The 19,610-nt window shown below is 44.1% G+C and carries 17 protein-coding genes; 15 read left to right on the top strand and 2 right to left on the bottom strand.

What is annotated here, in order from left to right:
• The first annotated feature begins 80 nt into the window (after positions 1-80).
• From accD to BTW01_RS00370, 5 genes are all read left to right on the top strand, one after another.
• Complete coding sequence (gene accD, locus BTW01_RS00390) at positions 81-953, top strand: acetyl-CoA carboxylase, carboxyltransferase subunit beta (protein WP_162101092.1); 873 nt, start codon at positions 81-83, stop codon at positions 951-953.
• Complete coding sequence (accA, locus tag BTW01_RS00385) at positions 938-1,915, top strand: acetyl-CoA carboxylase carboxyl transferase subunit alpha (protein ID WP_162101091.1); 978 nt, start codon at positions 938-940, stop codon at positions 1,913-1,915. Before accD ends, accA begins: the two co-directional genes overlap by 16 nt.
• Positions 1,916-2,096: 181 nt before the next feature.
• Positions 2,097-3,056, top strand: a complete 960-nt coding sequence (gene pfkA, locus BTW01_RS00380) for a 6-phosphofructokinase (protein ID WP_162101090.1) — start codon at positions 2,097-2,099, stop codon at positions 3,054-3,056.
• Positions 3,057-3,098: 42 nt separating this feature from the next.
• Positions 3,099-4,856, top strand: a complete 1,758-nt coding sequence (pyk, locus tag BTW01_RS00375) for a pyruvate kinase (protein ID WP_162101089.1) — start codon at positions 3,099-3,101, stop codon at positions 4,854-4,856.
• Between the two features lie 92 nt (positions 4,857-4,948).
• The gene (locus BTW01_RS00370) at positions 4,949-5,332 is read left to right on the top strand and encodes an FxsA family protein (protein ID WP_162101088.1); all 384 of its coding nucleotides are present in this window, start codon (positions 4,949-4,951) and stop codon (positions 5,330-5,332) included.
• Positions 5,333-5,364: 32 nt separating this feature from the next.
• Here the strand turns inward: BTW01_RS00370 and ytvI are convergent, their stop codons facing one another.
• Positions 5,365-6,480: a sporulation integral membrane protein YtvI gene (gene ytvI, locus BTW01_RS00365; RefSeq protein WP_162101087.1), complete on the bottom strand. Its 1,116-nt coding sequence runs from the start codon at positions 6,478-6,480 to the stop codon at positions 5,365-5,367.
• 96 nt (positions 6,481-6,576) lie between these two features.
• On the opposite strand from ytvI, the gene BTW01_RS00360 reads away from it, so the two are divergent.
• The 10 genes from BTW01_RS00360 to coaE all read left to right on the top strand — a co-directional run bounded on the left by BTW01_RS00360 (position 6,577) and on the right by coaE (position 18,726).
• Positions 6,577-7,041 carry a DUF441 domain-containing protein gene (locus BTW01_RS00360; protein ID WP_162101086.1) on the top strand — a complete coding sequence of 155 codons (465 nt, stop codon included), beginning with the start codon at positions 6,577-6,579 and terminating at the stop codon, positions 7,039-7,041.
• 333 nt (positions 7,042-7,374) lie between these two features.
• Positions 7,375-8,493, top strand: a complete 1,119-nt coding sequence (citZ, locus tag BTW01_RS00355) for a citrate synthase (protein WP_162101085.1) — start codon at positions 7,375-7,377, stop codon at positions 8,491-8,493.
• A 164-nt stretch (positions 8,494-8,657) separates the two neighbouring features.
• Positions 8,658-9,929, top strand: coding sequence for an NADP-dependent isocitrate dehydrogenase (gene icd, locus BTW01_RS00350; protein WP_162101084.1), 1,272 nt, complete (start codon positions 8,658-8,660; stop codon positions 9,927-9,929).
• A gap of 42 nt (positions 9,930-9,971) precedes the next feature.
• Positions 9,972-10,910: a malate dehydrogenase gene (mdh, locus tag BTW01_RS00345; RefSeq protein WP_162101083.1), complete on the top strand. Its 939-nt coding sequence runs from the start codon at positions 9,972-9,974 to the stop codon at positions 10,908-10,910.
• Between the two features lie 214 nt (positions 10,911-11,124).
• Complete coding sequence (gene phoP, locus BTW01_RS00340; RefSeq protein WP_162101082.1) at positions 11,125-11,847, top strand: two-component system response regulator PhoP; 723 nt, start codon at positions 11,125-11,127, stop codon at positions 11,845-11,847.
• A complete protein-coding gene (pnpS, locus tag BTW01_RS00335; RefSeq protein WP_162101081.1) occupies positions 11,840-13,579 on the top strand; it encodes a two-component system histidine kinase PnpS in 1,740 nt (579 codons plus the stop codon). The genes phoP and pnpS overlap by 8 nt, the downstream gene beginning before the upstream one ends.
• 244 nt (positions 13,580-13,823) lie before the next feature.
• Entirely contained in the window at positions 13,824-16,466 is a 2,643-nt protein-coding gene (polA, locus tag BTW01_RS00330; RefSeq protein ID WP_162101080.1) for a DNA polymerase I, read from the top strand.
• Positions 16,467-16,488: 22 nt separating this feature from the next.
• Positions 16,489-17,319 carry a DNA-formamidopyrimidine glycosylase gene (mutM, locus tag BTW01_RS00325; protein WP_162101079.1) on the top strand — a complete coding sequence of 277 codons (831 nt, stop codon included), beginning with the start codon at positions 16,489-16,491 and terminating at the stop codon, positions 17,317-17,319.
• Positions 17,320-17,439: 120 nt separating this feature from the next.
• Positions 17,440-18,117, top strand: coding sequence for a sporulation membrane protein YtaF (gene ytaF, locus BTW01_RS00320; RefSeq protein ID WP_225493884.1), 678 nt, complete (start codon positions 17,440-17,442; stop codon positions 18,115-18,117).
• A 15-nt stretch (positions 18,118-18,132) separates the two neighbouring features.
• Positions 18,133-18,726, top strand: a complete 594-nt coding sequence (gene coaE / locus BTW01_RS00315; RefSeq protein ID WP_162101077.1) for a dephospho-CoA kinase — start codon at positions 18,133-18,135, stop codon at positions 18,724-18,726.
• A gap of 37 nt (positions 18,727-18,763) precedes the next feature.
• Here coaE and BTW01_RS00310 read toward each other — a convergent pair whose 3' ends face one another.
• Complete coding sequence (locus tag BTW01_RS00310) at positions 18,764-19,606, bottom strand: aldo/keto reductase (protein WP_162101076.1); 843 nt, start codon at positions 19,604-19,606, stop codon at positions 18,764-18,766.
• Between the last annotated feature and the right edge of the window lie 4 nt (positions 19,607-19,610).

Raw genomic sequence — 19,610 nt, 5'->3', positions numbered from 1 at the left:
GTTTCGGTAAAGTTATTAGCAAGTCTATCTATTTGATGACATGCGGTGAAGAGAACCCTTCACAAAAGGGAGGTAATCATTTGTTAAAGGATATATTCACGAAAAAGAAAAAGTATGCTTCCGTGCCATCTGATCAAGCGAAACACGATGTTCCGGAAGGTATTATGACAAAATGTCCTAAGTGCAAAAAAATCATGCTCACTAAAGAGTTGGATAAAAATATGCGGGTATGCATGAACTGCGATTATCATTTCCCGATGAATGCAAAACAGCGTTTTGAAAGCTTGATGGATGAACAATCCTTTGAAGAATTCAATCAGGGAATGCTATCGGAAAACCCGCTCGGTTTCCCAGGGTATATGGAAAAAATCGAAAAAGACCGTGAGAAAACATCTTTAAACGAGGCTGTTGTGACAGGCAAAGGCACCATCAGCGGATACCCGGCAGTTGTTGCAGTCATGGATTCTTCATTCAGAATGGGCAGCATGGGTTCAGTTGTCGGTGAAAAAATCACACTTGCGATTGAAAAAGCAAAAGCTGATAAAGTTCCGTTTATTATTTTTACGGCTTCAGGCGGCGCGAGAATGCAGGAAGGCGTATTAAGTTTGATGCAGATGGCTAAGACAAGCTCTGCTTTAAAACTGTTCAGTGAAGAACAAGGCCTCATCATTTCAGTCATGACACACCCGACTACAGGGGGCGTATCAGCGAGCTTTGCATCCCTTGGCGATTACAATTTCGCTGAGCCTGGCGCGCTGATCGGTTTTGCCGGAAGACGGATTATTGAACAGACAATAGGAGAAAAACTGCCTGAGGACTTCCAAACGGCTGAATTTTTATTAAAGCATGGACAGCTTGATGCGGTTATTCATCGAAATGACATGAAAAAAACGTTAGGAAATCTGCTGGATATGCATCAAACAGGAGGTGACATTGAGTGGCTGCAAGATTAGACTTTGAAAAACCAGTGATTGAACTGCAAACGAAAATCGCCGAACTAAAAACATTCACCCAAAATTCCGATATGGATCTAAGTGCGGAAATCGAACGGCTTGAAGACCGTCTCGCTAAGCTTCAAGATGATATTTACAAAAATCTGAAGCCTTGGGACCGGGTTCAAATCGCGCGCCTGGCGGAACGTCCGACAACGCTTGACTATATTGAACACCTGTTTACCGACTTTTTTGAATGCCACGGAGACAGGGCGTATGGGGACGATGAAGCCATTGTCGGCGGGATTGCAAAGTTCCACGGACTTCCTGTAACGGTAATCGGGCATCAGCGCGGCAAAGACACGAAGGAAAACCTTGTCCGTAATTTTGGAATGCCGCACCCTGAAGGCTACCGAAAAGCACTGCGTCTCATGAAACAAGCTGATAAATTTAACAGACCGATTATCTGTTTTATTGATACGAAGGGGGCATACCCCGGACGAGCAGCGGAAGAAAGAGGACAAAGTGAAGCCATTGCAAAAAATCTGTTTGAGATGGCGGGCCTTCGAGTGCCTGTTGTCTGCATTGTCATCGGTGAAGGCGGAAGCGGCGGAGCTCTTGGTTTGGGTGTAGGCAATCACATGCACATGTTGGAAAACTCCACTTATTCTGTTATTTCTCCGGAAGGTGCTGCAGCACTTTTATGGAAGGACTCCAGTCTTGCTAAAAAAGCAGCAGAAACAATGAAAATCACTGCGCCTGACTTAAAAGAATTAGGTATTATAGATCATATGGTTAAAGAAGTAAAAGGCGGAGCGCATCACGATGTCAAGCTGCAGGCAAGCTATATGGACGAAACCCTCAAACAATCGTTAAAAACTTTGTTGAAGCTGAACGAAGAAGAATTGATTCAGCAGCGTTATGAAAAATATAGAGCAATTGGCAAAGTCTCGGTTGAAGATCAATTTATCGGGGTAAACTAAATAAACGTGAAGCCTTTGGCTCACGTTTATTTTTTGTGACAATCTTTAAATTTTATTTAAAAACAATTTAATTAATTGTATAATAGGTAGGGTTTCATAGGGAGGATGGAGATCCCTTTTCATTGTTTTTAGGGCAATGATCGTGTTATGTTTAATCATATATGTTGCTGAGGTGAATGAAATGAAACGTATAGGGGTGTTAACGAGCGGCGGAGATTCCCCAGGAATGAACGCAGCAGTTCGCGCAGTAGTCAGAAAAGCGATTTATCATGATGTTGAAGTGTACGGCATTTACAACGGATACGCAGGGTTGATCAGCGGTAAGATTGAAAAACTTGAGCTCGGATCTGTAGGCGATATTATACATCGCGGAGGAACAAAGCTTTATACGGCAAGATGCCCTGAATTCAAAACGGTTGAAGGCCGGGAAAAAGGGATTGAAAACTTGAAGAAGCTCGGTATTGAAGGGCTTGTTGTCATCGGCGGAGACGGTTCCTATATGGGTGCAAAAAAATTAACGGAACACGGGTTTCCATGTGTAGGTGTACCGGGTACAATTGATAATGACATTCCGGGCACTGATTTTACAATCGGTTTTGATACAGCTTTAAATACAGTAATTGACGCAATTGATAAGATTCGCGATACAGCGACTTCTCATGAACGTACATATGTGATCGAAGTAATGGGCCGCCATGCCGGCGACATCGCATTGTGGGCCGGTCTTGCAGGGGGCGCAGAATCGATCTTAATCCCTGAGGCAGACTATGACATGCACGAAATCATTGCCCGCTTAAAACGCGGCCACGAACGCGGCAAGAAACACAGTATTATTATTGTTGCCGAAGGTGTAGGAAGCGGCGTTGAATTCGGGAAACGCATTGAAGAAGAAACAAACCTTGAAACTAGGGTATCTGTATTGGGCCATATCCAGCGCGGAGGTTCTCCGAGCGCTGCTGACCGCGTGCTGGCAAGCCGTCTTGGCGCATATGCAGTTGAACTGCTGCTTGAAGGAAAAGGCGGACGCTGTGTGGGTATACAAAACAATAAGCTTGTAGACCATGATATTATAGAAATATTAGAGACAAAACACACAGTTGAGCAAAACATGTATAAGCTTTCAAAAGAACTGTCTATTTAACGCACAGCTGAAGGCTGAAGATTTCAGAAGGAAGTGAACCAAATGAGAAAAACTAAAATTGTTTGTACTATTGGTCCGGCAAGTGAAAGCATCGAAATGCTTACGAAATTAATTGAGTCAGGCATGAACGTGGCTCGTTTGAACTTTTCTCACGGAGATTTTGAGGAACATGGTGCAAGAATTAAAAATATCCGTGAAGCAAGCAAAAAGGTCGGCAAAAACGTCGGTATCCTGCTTGATACAAAAGGTCCTGAAATCCGCACACATACGATGGAAAACGGCGGCATTGAGCTTGAAACAGGTAAGGAGCTTATCGTTTCAATGGATGAGGTCGTAGGTACGACAGATAAAATTTCAGTGACATATGAAGGTTTAGTCGATGACGTAGGACAAGGTTCAACGATTCTCCTAGATGACGGCCTTATCGGTCTTGAAGTACTTGCTGTTGATGCCGCTAAACGCGAAATCAAAACAAAAGTATTAAACAACGGAACACTCAAAAACAAAAAAGGTGTTAACGTACCGGGCGTAAGTGTCAACCTTCCTGGTATCACTGAAAAAGACGCGAGAGACATCGTTTTCGGTATTGAGCAAGGAGTAGACTTTATCGCAGCGTCTTTCGTACGCCGTTCTACGGACGTGCTTGAAATCCGTGAGCTGCTTGAAGAGCACAAAGCTCAGGATATTCAAATCATCCCTAAAATCGAAAACCAAGAAGGCGTTGACAACATCGATGCGATTCTTGAAGTGTCTGACGGCTTAATGGTTGCACGCGGAGACTTAGGCGTGGAAATTCCGGCTGAAGAAGTGCCGCTCGTGCAAAAAGAACTGATCAAAAAATGCAACGCGCTTGGCAAACCTGTTATTACAGCGACACAAATGCTTGACAGCATGCAGCGCAACCCGCGTCCGACTCGTGCGGAAGCAAGTGACGTAGCAAACGCGATCTTCGACGGTTCAGATGCGATTATGCTTTCTGGTGAAACAGCTGCCGGAAACTATCCGGTTGAGGCGGTTCAAACCATGCACAACATCGCGTCCCGTTCTGAAGAAGCTTTAAATCATAAAGAAATTCTTTCTAAACGCAGAGGTCAAGTAGGAATGACGATTACAGACGCAATTGGACAATCTGTCGCGCATACGGCGATTAACCTCAATGCTGCTGCGATCGTAACACCAACTGAAAGCGGCCATACAGCGCGTATGATCGCGAAATACCGTCCGCAAGCGCCGATTGTTGCAGTTACTGTAAATGATTCTGTTTCCAGAAAACTAGCGCTTGTATCAGGCGTATTTGCAGAAAGCGGCCAAAATGCGAACACAACAGATGAGATGCTTGAGGATGCTGTCCAAAATTCATTGAACAGCGGGTTGGTAAAACACGGCGATCTCATTGTCATTACAGCAGGTTCTGTCGGTGAATCTGGCACTACGAACTTAATGAAAGTTTATACTGTCGGCGATATCATCGCTAAAGGACAAGGTATCGGACGCAAATCAGCATTCGGTCCGGTTGTCATTGCACAAACTGCAAAAGAAGCTGAGCAAAAAATGACTGACGGTGCGGTACTTGTTACAAAAAGCACTGACCGTGACATGATGGCATCTCTTGAAAAGGCGTCTGCCCTTATTACTGAAGAAGGCGGCTTGACAAGTCATGCTGCGGTAGTCGGATTAAGCCTTGGCATTCCGGTTATCGTTGGCCTTGAAAAAGCGACATCTATTTTAACAGAAGGCCAAGAAATCACAGTTGACGCTTCCAGAGGCGCAGTCTACCAAGGCCGTGCGAGCGTTCTTTAATCACAGATGAAACGGGAAGGGGAATCCCTTCCTTTTCTCTTATCTCGCCTTATACAAAACAGAGGCGTGCTACACGTGTGGGGGGATTGGATATGAGATTTTTATTTTTGCTTTTTATTGTATTTCCGGCAATAGAAATCGGCATATTCCTCTTTTCAGGGAAGCTGATCGGCATTTTGCCGACAGTTCTTTTAATGATTCTGACGGGCATTATCGGCGCAGCAGCTGCAAAAAAACAAGGAACCGAAGTATACTACAAGGTTCAGCATGATTTTCAATATGGTAAAATGCCGGGTGAAGCGATGGCTGATGGCCTGTGCATTTTTATTGGCGGTCTATTGCTGATGCTTCCGGGCTTTTTGTCAGATTTGGCCGGTGCCTGTTTGCTTATCCCATTTACCCGCAGCTGGTGTAAGCCGATTCTGTTCAAATGGCTGAGAGGAATGTCGAAGAACAAGCGGATTATCATCAAATAAAAAACGGCAGCCATGCAAAATGGGCTGCTGTTTTATTTTGGCTGAACGGTGATATAGGACCATATCTCCTTTAATGCGCCTGTTTTGATGAAGGCTTGAACTATAACGAGAACAGCCGGCCCTGCAATTAGTCCTAAAAACCCGAATGATTTAAAACCGGCAAAAAGGGCGATAAGCGTTGCCAGCGGGTCGATCCCGATAGATTTACTTAAAATTTTAGGTTCTGTCAGCTGCCGTTGAATCAGAACGATGAGGTACAATACACCGATTCCAATCGCTTGTGGCAGCTGTCCTGTAATCGATAAATACAAAATCCAGGGCACAAATACGGAGCCCGCTCCCAAATAAGGGAGAAGGTCAACAAGCCCGATTAAAAAAGCAATTGTTGCAGCATGTTCAATTTTTAAGAGAGAAAGGCCGATAAATACAATCACCATCGTAATAAAAACAAGAACGGCCTGCGCTTTGATAAACCCGGTCATTGCTTTTTTTAATTCGCTGCTGATAGCTTTGCCATTGACTGTAACCCGATCCGGCAGAATGGAAACGAGCATGGCTTTCAACTTGTGCCAATCCTTTGTCATAAAAAAAGTTGCTAAAAGAGAAAAAATGAGCACAGCAGCTGTGTTGGGGAGAAGCGCGAAAAAACTCGGGAGCATTTCTAGAATGTGGGACAGTAGCAGCCCGGCATTTTTAGCGGCAGAATCACCGAGTGTTTGGATATGTGTAACGATGGAAGCCTGCTGATTGGTCTCCAATTCTTGAAATAAAAGGGTCAGTTCGTTATAGAGCGGCTGGATATGAGCCGTAAACAATTTTGCGCAATATGAGATAAATGTGCTGATATGCGGAGGCAGCGTTTTTGCAAGATAGGCTGTCCCGGTTACGATTTCGGCTACCAGAATAGTGAGTACGCCGAAGGCGGCGAGCAGAAAAAAAGCAAGCACGCCCAGAACGTTTATCGTTCGGGGGAATCCTGTCACTTTGTCCAAATAGTCAACAACAGGATGAATCGCTGATGAAAGAATAAGAGCGATTAGGAACGGATATGTTAACGGAAACGAATAATAGGCTACAGCTACCAATCCCCCGGTAATTGATATGACAAAGAGGGTTCTGAAAAAAATAGTGACATAAGATTGATTCACGAAATCGATCCTCCTCTCGGCAGCATGTCCTATTTTATATATGTATTCACGCGCTGGCCGAATATGAATACATACATCTTAAAGGAGAGATAGCATATGTTTACACAAGCGAACTTATTTTTAATTTTACTCTTGGCTATCGCACTTATCGCGAAAAATCAATCATTGCTTTTTGCTGTATCTGTCCTTTTGATCATCAAAATCGTTGGACTTGACCAAAAATTATTACCAACTATCCAGTCAAAAGGCATCAACTGGGGTGTGACCATTATTACCATTGCTGTTCTTGTGCCGATCGCTACAGGAGAAATCGGATTTAAACAGCTTGGAGAAGCAATGCGTTCTTCCTATGCATGGATCGCCTTGGGAGCGGGTATCGCAGTGGCGTTGATTGCCAAAAACGGACTGACTCTGCTGGAAAATGACCCGCATATTACAACTGCTCTTGTGATCGGGACCATTCTTGCAGTCGCGCTTTTTGGCGGTGTTGCAGTAGGGCCGCTGATCGGAGCGGGGATTGCTTATATTGCCATGCAGCTCGTAAAAATGTTCACTTCATGAAAAAAGCGGCCCGAAAAGCCGCTTTTTTTTGTATGCAAAAACCCGCAAATAAAGGCGTTTTTTACGGAAAAATCACGATATGAAAAAAAATTATAGGTAAACCTTTAACAAATGTCTGATTATTGTTTATAATGAGAATAGGCTTAAACTTAAATAAGCTTATAAGAATTTGTTATGTTCTTTCATAAGCAACAGGCTGCAGTACTAGTAGGCTGTAAAATGTAAGCATTTTCTTTTTGGGGGAGAGAGATACTTGCATCATGCTTTTTAAGTAAGCCACATGTTTTTACAACACTCTTAAAGGGGAAATTTATTGAAAAGGAGATGTTATATATGACAGCGACACGCGGTCTAGAAGGGGTTGTAGCAACAACATCATCTGTTAGTTCTATTATTGATGATACCCTTACATATGTGGGGTATGATATCGATGATTTAACAGAGAACGCAAGTTTTGAAGAAATCATCTATTTACTTTGGCATTTAAGGCTGCCAAATAAAAAAGAGCTTGAAGAGTTAAAGCAGCAGCTTGCAAAGGAAGCTGCCGTTCCACAAGAAATAATTGAGCACTTCAAATCTTATTCCCTCGAAAATGTTCATCCCATGGCTGCTCTTCGGACAGCAATTTCATTATTAGGCCTGCTTGACAGCGAGGCTGATACCATGAACCCGGAAGCCAATTACAGAAAGGCGATCCGTCTTCAGGCAAAGGTGCCTGGCCTGGTTGCAGCATTCTCCAGAATCCGCAAGGGCCTTGAACCTGTTGAACCGAGAGAAGACTATGGCATTGCTGAGAATTTTCTCTACACATTAAACGGTGAAGAGCCTTCGCCCATTGAGATTGAAGCCTTCAACAAGGCACTGATTTTACATGCTGACCATGAGCTGAACGCGTCAACGTTCACAGCAAGGGTCTGTGTTGCAACACTTTCTGATATCTATTCAGGCATTACTGCTGCAATCGGCGCACTGAAGGGTCCTCTCCATGGCGGTGCGAATGAAGGCGTAATGAAAATGCTGACAGAAATTGGTGAAGTAAAGAACGCTGAGCCGTACATCCGCGCTAAACTTGAAAAGAAAGAAAAAGTCATGGGATTCGGTCACCGCGTATATAAGCATGGCGACCCGCGCGCGAAGCATCTGAAAGAAATGAGCAAGCGCTTGACCAACCTGACAGGAGAAAGCAAATGGTACGAGATGTCGATTCGTATAGAAGAGATCGTCACCTCGGAGAAAAAGCTTCCTCCTAATGTTGATTTCTATTCGGCTTCTGTTTATCACAGCCTCGGTATTGACCATGATTTGTTCACACCGATTTTCGCTGTAAGCAGAATGTCCGGCTGGCTCGCTCATATTCTTGAGCAATATGACAACAACCGTCTGATCCGCCCGCGTGCAGATTATACAGGTCCTGATAAACAAGCATTTATTCCGATTGAAAAAAGAGCCTAAAGAACCATTAGAGGCTGGCTTTCGTTAATGAGGTTAGCCTCTTGTTCAGAACGGCAAACGTGGTTTACACTTTATATCGAATGTTGAGAAAAGTCATTTTGTTTTCTATATGAGGAAAATAAAATGTTTTCTAAATATGAATTACATATTGGGAGGTTTTTATTGTGGCACAAGGCGAAAAAATTACAGTTTCTAACGGAGTATTAAACGTACCAAACAACCCGATTATCCCGTTTATCGAAGGAGACGGAACCGGTCCTGATATTTGGAACTCGGCTTCGAAGGTTTTGGAAGCAGCGGTTGAAAAAGCATACAAAGGCGAAAAGAAAATTACATGGAAAGAAGTTTATGCCGGAGAAAAGGCTTATAATAAAACAGGTGAGTGGCTTCCTGCTGAAACATTAGATGTGATCCGCGAATATTTCATCGCGATTAAAGGTCCGTTAACGACACCGGTCGGCGGCGGTATCCGTTCTCTGAACGTAGCGCTCAGACAAGAGCTTGACCTATTCGTTTGCTTACGACCTGTACGATACTTTACAGGAGTGCCTTCACCAGTAAAACGACCTGAAGATACTGATATGGTCATCTTCCGGGAAAATACAGAAGATATTTACGCAGGCATCGAGTACGCAAAAGGCTCTGAAGACGTGAAAAAACTCATTAGCTTCCTGCAAAATGAGCTAAACGTCAACAAAATCCGTTTCCCTGAAACATCAGGTATCGGCATTAAGCCTGTTTCTGAAGAAGGAACAAGCCGTTTGGTCAGAGCAGCCATTGATTACGCAATCGAGCATGGCCGTAAATCTGTAACGCTTGTTCATAAAGGAAACATTATGAAGTACACAGAAGGCGCCTTCAAAAACTGGGGTTATGAACTGGCTGAAAAAGAATACGGTGAAAAAGTTTTCACATGGGCTCAATATGACCGTATTGTTGAAGAACAAGGAAAAGACGCCGCTAACAAAGCGCAAAGCGAAGCGGAGGCAGCAGGCAAAATCATTGTCAAAGACAGCATTGCTGACATTTTCCTTCAACAGATCTTAACGCGTCCGAACGAGTTTGATGTCGTTGCGACAATGAACCTGAACGGCGATTATATTTCTGATGCGCTTGCTGCACAAGTCGGCGGTATCGGCATTGCTCCTGGAGCGAATATTAACTATGAAACAGGACATGCCATTTTCGAGGCGACGCATGGAACGGCTCCTAAATATGCAGGCCTTGATAAAGTAAACCCATCTTCTGTTATTCTTTCAGGCGTTCTGCTTCTTGAACATTTAGGATGGAACGAAGCGGCTGATTTGGTGATCAAATCTATGGAAAAAACAATTGCTTCTAAAGTCGTAACTTACGATTTTGCCAGATTAATGGATGGCGCAACTGAAGTGAAATGTTCAGAGTTCGGAGAAGAACTGATTAAAAACATGGACTAAGCAAGGAAACAGCCTAAACTAGCTATAAAGGGGAAGAGAGACATGGGAAATACTCGTAAAAAAGTTTCTGTTATCGGAGCAGGTTTTACCGGAGCGACAACTGCATTTTTAATCGCTCAAAAAGAGCTGGCAGATGTTGTTCTTGTTGACATCCCGCAATTGGAAAACCCGACAAAAGGAAAAGCGCTTGATATGTTTGAAGCAAGCCCGGTTCAAGGCTTTGACGCGAAAATTACGGGTACTTCTAATTATGAGGATACGGCGGGTTCTGCCATTGTTGTTATTACAGCTGGTATCGCAAGAAAACCTGGTATGAGCAGAGATGATCTAGTCTCTACAAACGAAAAAATTATGAGAAGTGTTACACGAGAAATCGTGAAATATTCTCCTGACGCTATTATTGTAGTGCTGACAAATCCTGTTGATGCAATGACATACGCGGTGTACAAAGAATCGGGCTTCCCTAAAGAGCGCGTAATCGGCCAATCTGGTGTGCTTGATACAGCAAGATTCAGAACATTTGTGGCAGAGGAATTAAACCTGTCAGTAAAAGATGTGACTGGTTTCGTTCTTGGCGGCCACGGGGACGATATGGTGCCGCTTGTGCGTTATTCTTATGCCGGCGGTATCCCGCTTGAAACGCTCATTCCGAAAGAACGGATTGACGCCATTGTAGAGCGTACAAGAAAAGGCGGCGGCGAAATCGTGAATCTTCTCGGAAACGGAAGCGCGTATTATGCGCCTGCGGCTTCTCTGACCGAAATAGTCGAAGCCATCTTGAAAGATCAGCGCCGCGTCCTTCCTACCATTGCTTATCTCGAAGGGGAATATGGCTATGAAGGCATCTACCTTGGTGTTCCTACAATTGTAGGCGGCAACGGTCTTGAGCAAATCATTGAACTTGAACTGACAGACTATGAAAGAGCACAGCTGAATAAATCAGTTGAATCTGTCAAAAATGTCATGAAAGTATTATCTTAATAAAATGAGAGAAAGGCTTGCTTTTAATAGAGCCTTTCTCTTTTTATTATAAATGAAATCGCTTTCGTAAATACCATTATTTCTTTTGAAAAATGATGTAAAAGGCGAATTGTCGGAATGTCCTGCTTTCGTTAAAATAAGATCATGAAACATGTTAAGATGACATAAAATAGAGAAATAGGATGTCGGGGAATTATAATACTGGAGGCACAGCATGAATAAGAAAATTTTAGTTGTGGATGATGAAGAATCTATTGTTACTCTTTTGCAGTACAACTTGGAACGGTCAGGCTATCATGTCATCACCGCCTCGGATGGGGAAGAAGCACTCAAAAAAGCGGAAACAGAAAAGCCTGATTTAATTGTGCTTGACGTGATGCTTCCCAAACTGGACGGAATTGAAGTGTGCAAGCAGCTGAGACAGCAAAAACTCATGTTTCCGATCTTAATGCTGACAGCGAAGGATGAAGAGTTCGACAAAGTATTAGGACTTGAGCTCGGTGCTGATGATTATATGACCAAGCCATTCAGTCCAAGGGAAGTAAATGCAAGAGTCAAAGCGATTTTAAGACGTTCGGAAATGGCTGCGCCCTCTAGTGAATCGAAAAGCGATGAAATTGAAGGTCAGATTGTCATTGGTGATCTGAAAATTCTGCCTGACCATTATGAAGCGTATTTTAAAGAAGATCAGCTTGAGCTGACCCCGAAAGAATTCGAACTGTTGCTGTATTTGGGCAGGCATAAAGGCAGAGTGCTGACGAGAGATCTTTTATTGAGCGCTGTCTGGAATTATGATTTTGCCGGGGATACAAGAATTGTTGATGTGCACATCAGCCACCTCCGTGACAAAATTGAAAACAATACGAAAAAACCAATCTATATAAAAACGATTAGAGGATTGGGGTATAAATTGGAGGAGCCAAAAATGAATGAATAAACACCGTATGCGCTTTTTTTCTTTACTTATTGTCTGTATGATTCTGGTGTTCAGCGTCCTCGGACTGTTTTTGCAGCAGCTCTTTGAATCAGCTGATCAAAGGAAAGCGGAGGAACACATTGAGAAAGAAGCCAAATACATGGCTTCACTGCTTAATGCCGGCAATTTAAATGATCAAAGAAATGAGAAAGTCATTAAAGATGCAGGCGGCGCGTTGGGTGTGAGCGCATTTGTTATCGATACAGATGGCAAGGTGCTGTACGGGCCAAAGGGGAGCACGGCAGATTCTCAAAAAGCAGAGGCGCTTGTTTCCGGTCATGAGGGTGTCCTTTCCACAGCGGATAACAAGCTTTATTACGGACTTCCGCTTAAAAGCGAAGGCGAAAAAACAGGATATGTGCTGCTTTCTGTCTCTAAAAAAAGCTACGGCTTAAAAGGCGAATTGTGGGGAATGCTGACGGCTAGTCTTTTCACCGCTCTTATTGTCATTGTTTATTTTTATTCCAGTATGACCTCGCGTTATAAAAGGTCAATTGACGCAGCGACAAACGTAGCGACAGAACTGTCCAAGGGGAACTACGATGCCAGGACGTACGGCGGCTATATCAGGCACACTGATAAGCTAGGCCGTGCGATGAACAGCTTGGCCGTTGATCTGATGGAAATGACGAGAACGCAAGAAATGCAGCGGGACCGCCTGCTGACGGTCATCGAAAATATTGGCTCCGGACTGATTATGATTGATGGCAGAGGCTTTATCAATCTCGTGAACAGGGCTTACGCCAAGCAGTTTCATATCAACCCGAACGAGATGCTGAGACGTCTTTATCATGATGTATTTGAACATGAAGAAGTGATCCAGCTTGTCGAAGACATCTTTATGACAGAGACAAAGAAATGCAAGCTATTAAGGCTTCCGATTAACATTGAACGGCGCTATTTCGAAGTGGACGGCGTTCCGATTATGGGGCCGGATGATGAATGGAAAGGAATTGTGCTCGTTTTCCATGACATGACGGAGACGAAGAAATTAGAGCAGATGAGAAAGGACTTTGTGGCTAATGTTTCTCATGAGCTGAAAACGCCGATTACGTCCATTAAAGGGTTTACGGAGACGTTATTGGATGGGGCGATGGAGGACAAAGAAGCGCTTTCTGAATTTCTTTCCATTATTTTAAAGGAAAGCGAAAGGCTTCAGTCTTTGGTTCAGGATCTTCTCGATCTCTCCAAAATCGAACAGCAAAATTTCACGCTCAGCGTCGACACGTTTGAACCAGCCAAAATGCTTGGTGAGATTGAAACACTTTTGAAGCATAAGGCGGATGAGAAAGGCATCTCCTTACAGCTCAATGTCCCGAAAGACCCGCTCTATGTGTCAGGTGACCCGCACAGACTGAAACAGGTATTTCTTAATCTCGTAAACAATGCGTTAACCTACACGCCGGAGGGGGGCTCTGTAGCCATTAATGTAAAGCCGGGAGAAAAAGATATTCAGATTGAAGTTGCTGATTCCGGGATCGGAATTCAGACAGAGGAAATTCCGCGCATCTTTGAACGGTTTTACCGCGTGGATAAAGACAGAAGCAGGAATTCGGGCGGCACCGGACTGGGGCTTGCGATCGTAAAGCATTTAATAGAGGCGCATGGAGGGAAAATAGATGTCACAAGCGAACCTGGACGGGGAACGGTTTTTACCGTGACATTGAAACGGCTCGCAGAAACGTCCGCCTAATGTTTACAAAGGTTTAACAATATCTTCATGCACTGTTAAACCTATGCTGGTAGGATGTAGTAGAACCCCTTCATCCAAGGAGCCAATTTTGACGGCGGGAACCATTTTGTGTTCCCGTCCTTTTTTGTGTCTGCTCCTCAGAGTTTACGTATTTTCCTTTCAAATTGAACTTTGTTAAAATAAGAGGAGCTAAAGACTATGAAAGAGATGAATAGAAGCCTGTTGCTTCTTAGGAGGATATTGAATGACGGAACGAAAAAAATTAGTGCTTGTAGACGGAAACAGTCTGGCTTACCGGGCGTTTTTTGCATTGCCGCTGTTAAGTAATGATAAAGGTGTTCATACGAATGCCGTTTACGGTTTTGCGATGATTTTAATGAAGATGCTTGAGGATGAAAAACCGACGCACATGCTGGTTGCCTTTGATGCCGGAAAAACAACATTTCGTCATAGCACATTCAAAGAATATAAAGGCGGCAGACAGAAAACCCCGCCTGAGCTTTCCGAACAATTGCCATTTATCCGCGAGCTGCTGGATGCCTACCAGATCAGCCGCTACGAATTGGAACAATACGAAGCCGACGATATTATCGGCACACTGGCCAAAGCGGCTGAAAAAGACGGATTTGAAGTAAAGGTTTTTTCAGGAGACAAGGATTTAACTCAGCTGGCAACAGAGAAAACAACAGTTGCCATTACGAGAAAAGGAATTACCGATGTCGAATTTTACACACCGGAACACGTCAAAGAGAAATACGGGCTGACGCCTGAACAAATCGTGGACATGAAAGGCCTCATGGGCGATTCCTCTGATAATATTCCGGGGGTGCCTGGCGTAGGAGAGAAGACAGCGATTAAACTCTTAAAACAGTTCGATTCCGTGGAAAAGCTCTTGGCGTCCATTGATGAGGTGAGCGGAAAGAAACTGAAGGAAAAGCTTGAGGAATTTAAGGATCAGGCGTTGATGAGCAAGGAACTTGCGACGATTATGACGGACGCCCCGATTGAAGTGTCTGTTTCTGGCTTGGAATATCAAGGCTTTAATCGTGAACAGGTGATTGGGATCTTTAAAGACCTTGGATTCAATACGCTTCTTGAACGTCTTGGGGAAGGCGGTGAAGAAGCAGCGCAAGATCAGGAATTAGAAGACATTGATGTCGAAACCGTCAAAGACGTCACGAGCGAAATATTGGTTTCTCCATCCGCATTTGTCGTTGAACAGATTGGCGATAATTATCATGAAGAGCCGATTCTCGGATTTTCGATCGTAAACGAAACGGGCTCCTATTTTATTCCGAAAGACATTGCCGTTGCGTCTGAGGTATTTAAAGAATGGGTGGAAAATGACGAGCAGAAGAAATGGGTCTTTGACAGCAAACGGGCTGTTGTCGCTTTGCGCTGGCAAGGCATTGAGCTGAAAGGAGCCGAATTTGATACGCTTCTTGCAGCTTATATCATCAATCCAGGCAATTCATATGATGATGTGGCGAGTGTGGCCAAGGATTACGGCCTGCATCTCGTATCAAGTGACGAATCGGTTTACGGAAAAGGAGCAAAGCGGGCGGTGCCGTCAGAAGACATACTGTCTGAGCACCTTGTCCGAAAAGCGTTGGCGATTCAAAGTCTGCGGGAAAAGCTCGTTCAGGAGCTGGAGAACAATGATCAGCTTGAACTGTTTGAAGAGCTCGAAATGCCGCTTGCACTTATTCTCGGCGTAATGGAATCAAGTGGCGTCAAGGTCGATGTTGAGCGTTTAAAACGGATGGGTGAAGAACTGAGCGCGAAGCTGAAGGAATATGAAGAAAAAATCCATAAGATTGCGGGAGAGCCGTTTAATATCAATTCTCCGAAACAGCTCGGTGTCATCTTGTTTGAAAAGATCGGCCTGCCTGTCGTGAAAAAAACAAAAACAGGCTATTCAACGTCTGCTGATGTGCTAGAAAAGCTGGCGGACAAACATGATATTGTTGACTATATTTTACAGTACAGACAAATCGGCAAGCTTCAATCGACATATATTGAAGGGCTGTTAAAAGTGACGAGGGCGGATACGCATAAGGTGCATACACGCTTTAACCAAGCTTTAACGCAAACCGGCCGCCTCAGCTCGACTGATCCGAACCTGCAAAACATACCGATCAGGCTTGAGGAAGGGCGCAAAATCCGCCAAGCTTTTGTTCCGTCGGAAAAAGACTGGCTCATTTTTGCGGCTGATTATTCACAAATTGAACTGCGGGTGCTTGCCCATATTTCAAAGGACCATAATCTCATTGAGGCTTTTACGAATGATATGGATATTCATACGAAAACGGCAATGGATGTGTTCCATGTCGCTAAGGATGAAGTGACATCTGCGATGAGACGTCAGGCGAAAGCAGTCAACTTTGGCATCGTATACGGCATCAGTGATTACGGGCTGTCACAGAATCTCGGGATTACCCGGAAGGAAGCCGGAGCATTCATTGATCGCTATTTAGAAAGTTTTGAAGGCGTAAAGGCGTACATGGAGGATTCCGTTCAGGACGCAAAGCAAAAAGGATATGTGACAACGCTTATGCACCGCCGCCGCTACATTCCAGAGCTGACGAGCCGAAACTTTAATATCCGCAGTTTTGCGGAGCGGACGGCAATGAATACGCCGATTCAAGGAAGCGCCGCCGATATTATTAAAAAAGCCATGATTGATATGGCTGCCAAACTAAAAGAAAAACAGCTGAGGGCAAGGCTGCTTCTTCAAGTACACGATGAATTGATTTTTGAAGCGCCGAAGGAAGAAATTGAAATTCTAGAAAAGCTTGTTCCTGAAGTGATGGAGCATGCGCTGGCATTAGATGTGCCGTTAAAGGTGGACTTTGCATCAGGTCCATCTTGGTATGATGCGAAATAAACAGAGATAGGAAGTGATGGATGTGCCGGAATTACCAGAGGTTGAAACAGTCCGGCGCACTCTGACCGGGCTTGTAAAGGGAAAAACAATCAAATCGGTAGAGATCAGATGGCCGAATATTATTAAACGGCCTGCCGAACCGGAGGAATTTGCGCGAAAAATAGCAGGAGAAACGATACAGTCTATCGGAAGACGGGGAAAGTTTCTGCTGTTTCATTTAGATCATTATGTGATGGTTTCCCACCTGCGAATGGAGGGGAAATACGGGCTTCATCAAGCGGGGGAGCCAGACGATAAACACGTGCATGTCATATTTACAATGACAGATGAAACCCAGCTTCGTTACAGGGATGTGCGGAAATTTGGAACCATGCACTTATTTAAACCGGGAGAGGAGGCGGATGCGCTCCCGCTTTCTCAGTTAGGGCCGGAGCCTGACGATGAAGAATTTACGAGTGCATATTTAAAAGAACAGCTTGCCAAAACAAACCGTGCTGTCAAAACCGCTCTGCTCGATCAAAAAACAGTTGTCGGGCTCGGAAATATTTATGTCGACGAGGCTCTTTTCAGAGCAGGTGTCCATCCTGAGACGAAAGCAAATCAATTATCTGACAAAACAATCAAAACACTTCACGCTGAAATCAAAAATACCCTTCAGGAAGCGATTGACGCGGGCGGCAGCACAGTCCGCTCGTATATCAACTCCCAAGGGGAAATCGGCATGTTCCAGCTGCAGCATTTTGTATACGGAAAAAAAGACGAGCCGTGCAAAAATTGCGGAACGATGATTTCAAAAATCGTCGTCGGAGGCAGGGGCACGCATTTTTGTGCGAAGTGCCAGCATAAAAAATAGCTTAAAGCTTCATTGTCCAAGCTGTCGGTGCATATATCAATAACTCTGTAATAGAGGATGCCTTTTTCGAAACACGGATTTTTCACTTTGCCATATATATGATGGTGATGAATCCCGGGCATTTTTTGTCTATATAAGAGCACCAACAGAAAGGAAGAAACGGGTATGCAAATGGTTTCTATACTGCTGCTGGCGTTGGCTGTCAGCTTGGACAGTTTTTCAGTCGGATTTACGTACGGATTGAGAAAAATGAAAATACCGTTTAAAGCGATTGTGATTATCGCCTGCTGTTCCGGTGTTGTCATGTTTATATCCATGCTGATCGGAAGCTTTCTGACAAAGTTTTTTCCTGTATATGTGACAGAGAAGCTTGGCGGTTTGATATTGGTCGGAATTGGAGCGTGGGTTTTGTATCAATTTTTCAAACCGGAAAAAGACAAAGAATACTTATTGCATGAAAAAACGCTGCTTAATTTAGAGGTTCGGTCATTAGGAATTGTGATTCATATTTTAAGAAAACCGATGTGTGCTGATATCGACAAATCGGGTGTGATCAATGGAGTTGAGGCATTGTTATTGGGGGTTGCCTTATCAATTGATGCCTTTGGAGCAGGGATAGGCGCAGCCATTCTCGGTTTTTCACCAATTGTGATGAGTATCTCCGTGGCCATCATGAGCTCTCTGTTTGTATCGATCGGAATCAATGCCGGACATATTCTGTCAAAATGGAAATGGATTGATAAAATGGCGTTTTTGCCGGGGATTTTGCTGATCACGATCGGGCTCTGGAAATTGTAAAAAGGAGTGAATCTCTTGACCTTGGTCATTGGTTTAACGGGTGGAATAGCGAGCGGCAAAAGCACGGTCGCCAATATGCTGATTGAAAAAAGAATAATCGTTATCGATGCAGATATCATTGCCAAACAAGCGGTAGAAAAAGGGATGCCGGCCTACCAGCAAATCATTGACGAATTCGGTCAAGACATTCTGCTCCCCAATGGCGATATAGATCGAAAAAAGCTCGGTGCACTGGTATTTACAAATGAACAAAAGCGACTTGCTTTAAATGCCATTGTTCACCCCGCAGTCAGGCGGGAAATGCTGAAGCGCCGTGATGAAGCGATTGCGAATCAGGAGGCATTTGTTGTACTGGATATCCCGCTTCTGTTCGAAAGTAAATTAGAATCTTTAGTTGATAAAATTATTGTGGTCAGTGTGACAAAGGAGCTTCAGCTGGAGCGTCTGATGAAGCGCAATCAGCTGACGGAAGAAGACGCGCTCAGCCGTATCAGCTCTCAACTGCCTTTAGAGGAAAAAACAGCAAGAGCAGATCAAGTCATCGACAACAGCGGCACGCTTGAAGAGACTAAACAGCAGCTTGATGACATCATCAGCCGCTGGGCATAAGACAAAAACACCGTTCGTAGCGAACGGTGTTTTCTCATTAAAAATCAAAGTTGTCCGGATCAGGACCGACGCGCAGGTTTTCATCCAGGGCATCGATTCGGTTCATGTCATCCTGTGTTAGCTCAAAGTCAAATACGCTCGCGTTTTCTTTAATGCGATGTTCCTTCGTTGATTTAGGGATCGTAATGATGCCATGCTGCAGATCCCAACGCAAAATAATTTGCGCGACAGATTTGTTATAGGTTTGCGCAATGTCTGTCAATACAGGGTGATCCAGCAGCTGTCCCTGCATTAAAGGTGACCAAGCTTCCATTTGGATGCCTTGTTTTTTGCAATATGCCATCAGCTCTTTTTGTGTAAGACGGGGGTGAAGTTCAACTTGGTTAATCATAGGTTTGATTTCAGCAGCCGTCATCAAGTCTTCAAGATGATGGATTTGGAAGTTGCTCACGCCGATCGCTTTAATATGGCCTTCCTTATACAGTGCTTCAAGGGCTCTCCAGGCTTCTTTATATTTTCCTTCTACAGGCCAGTGGATAAGGTAGAGATCTAAATACTCCAAACCGAGTTTTGACAGGCTTGTTTCAAATGCAGCAATTGTTTCCTCGTAGCCTAAATCAGCATTCCATACTTTTGATGTAATAAACAGGTGCTCTCTTGAGATCCCTGCTTCTTCAATGCCTTTCCGTAGTCCTTCTCCGACTCCAGCTTCATTTCCGTAAATAGCGGCAGTATCAATACTGCGGTATCCGTGAACAATAGCAGCTTTAACTGTGTTTACCAATTCAGATCCTTCTTCCACTTGGAAGACGCCAAGGCCGAACCGTGGCATGTTTACCCCGTTATGAAGAGTTGCTGTTGCTTGTAAATGTGTTGTCATATTT

Origin of the sequence: Bacillus sp. SKDU12, from assembly GCF_010093085.1 — a bacterium.
Lineage (GTDB): Bacteria > Bacillota > Bacilli > Bacillales > Bacillaceae > Bacillus > Bacillus mexicanus.
The sequence above is the reverse complement of the archived record's forward strand: the minus strand, read 5'-3'. Positions and strand labels throughout refer to the sequence as shown.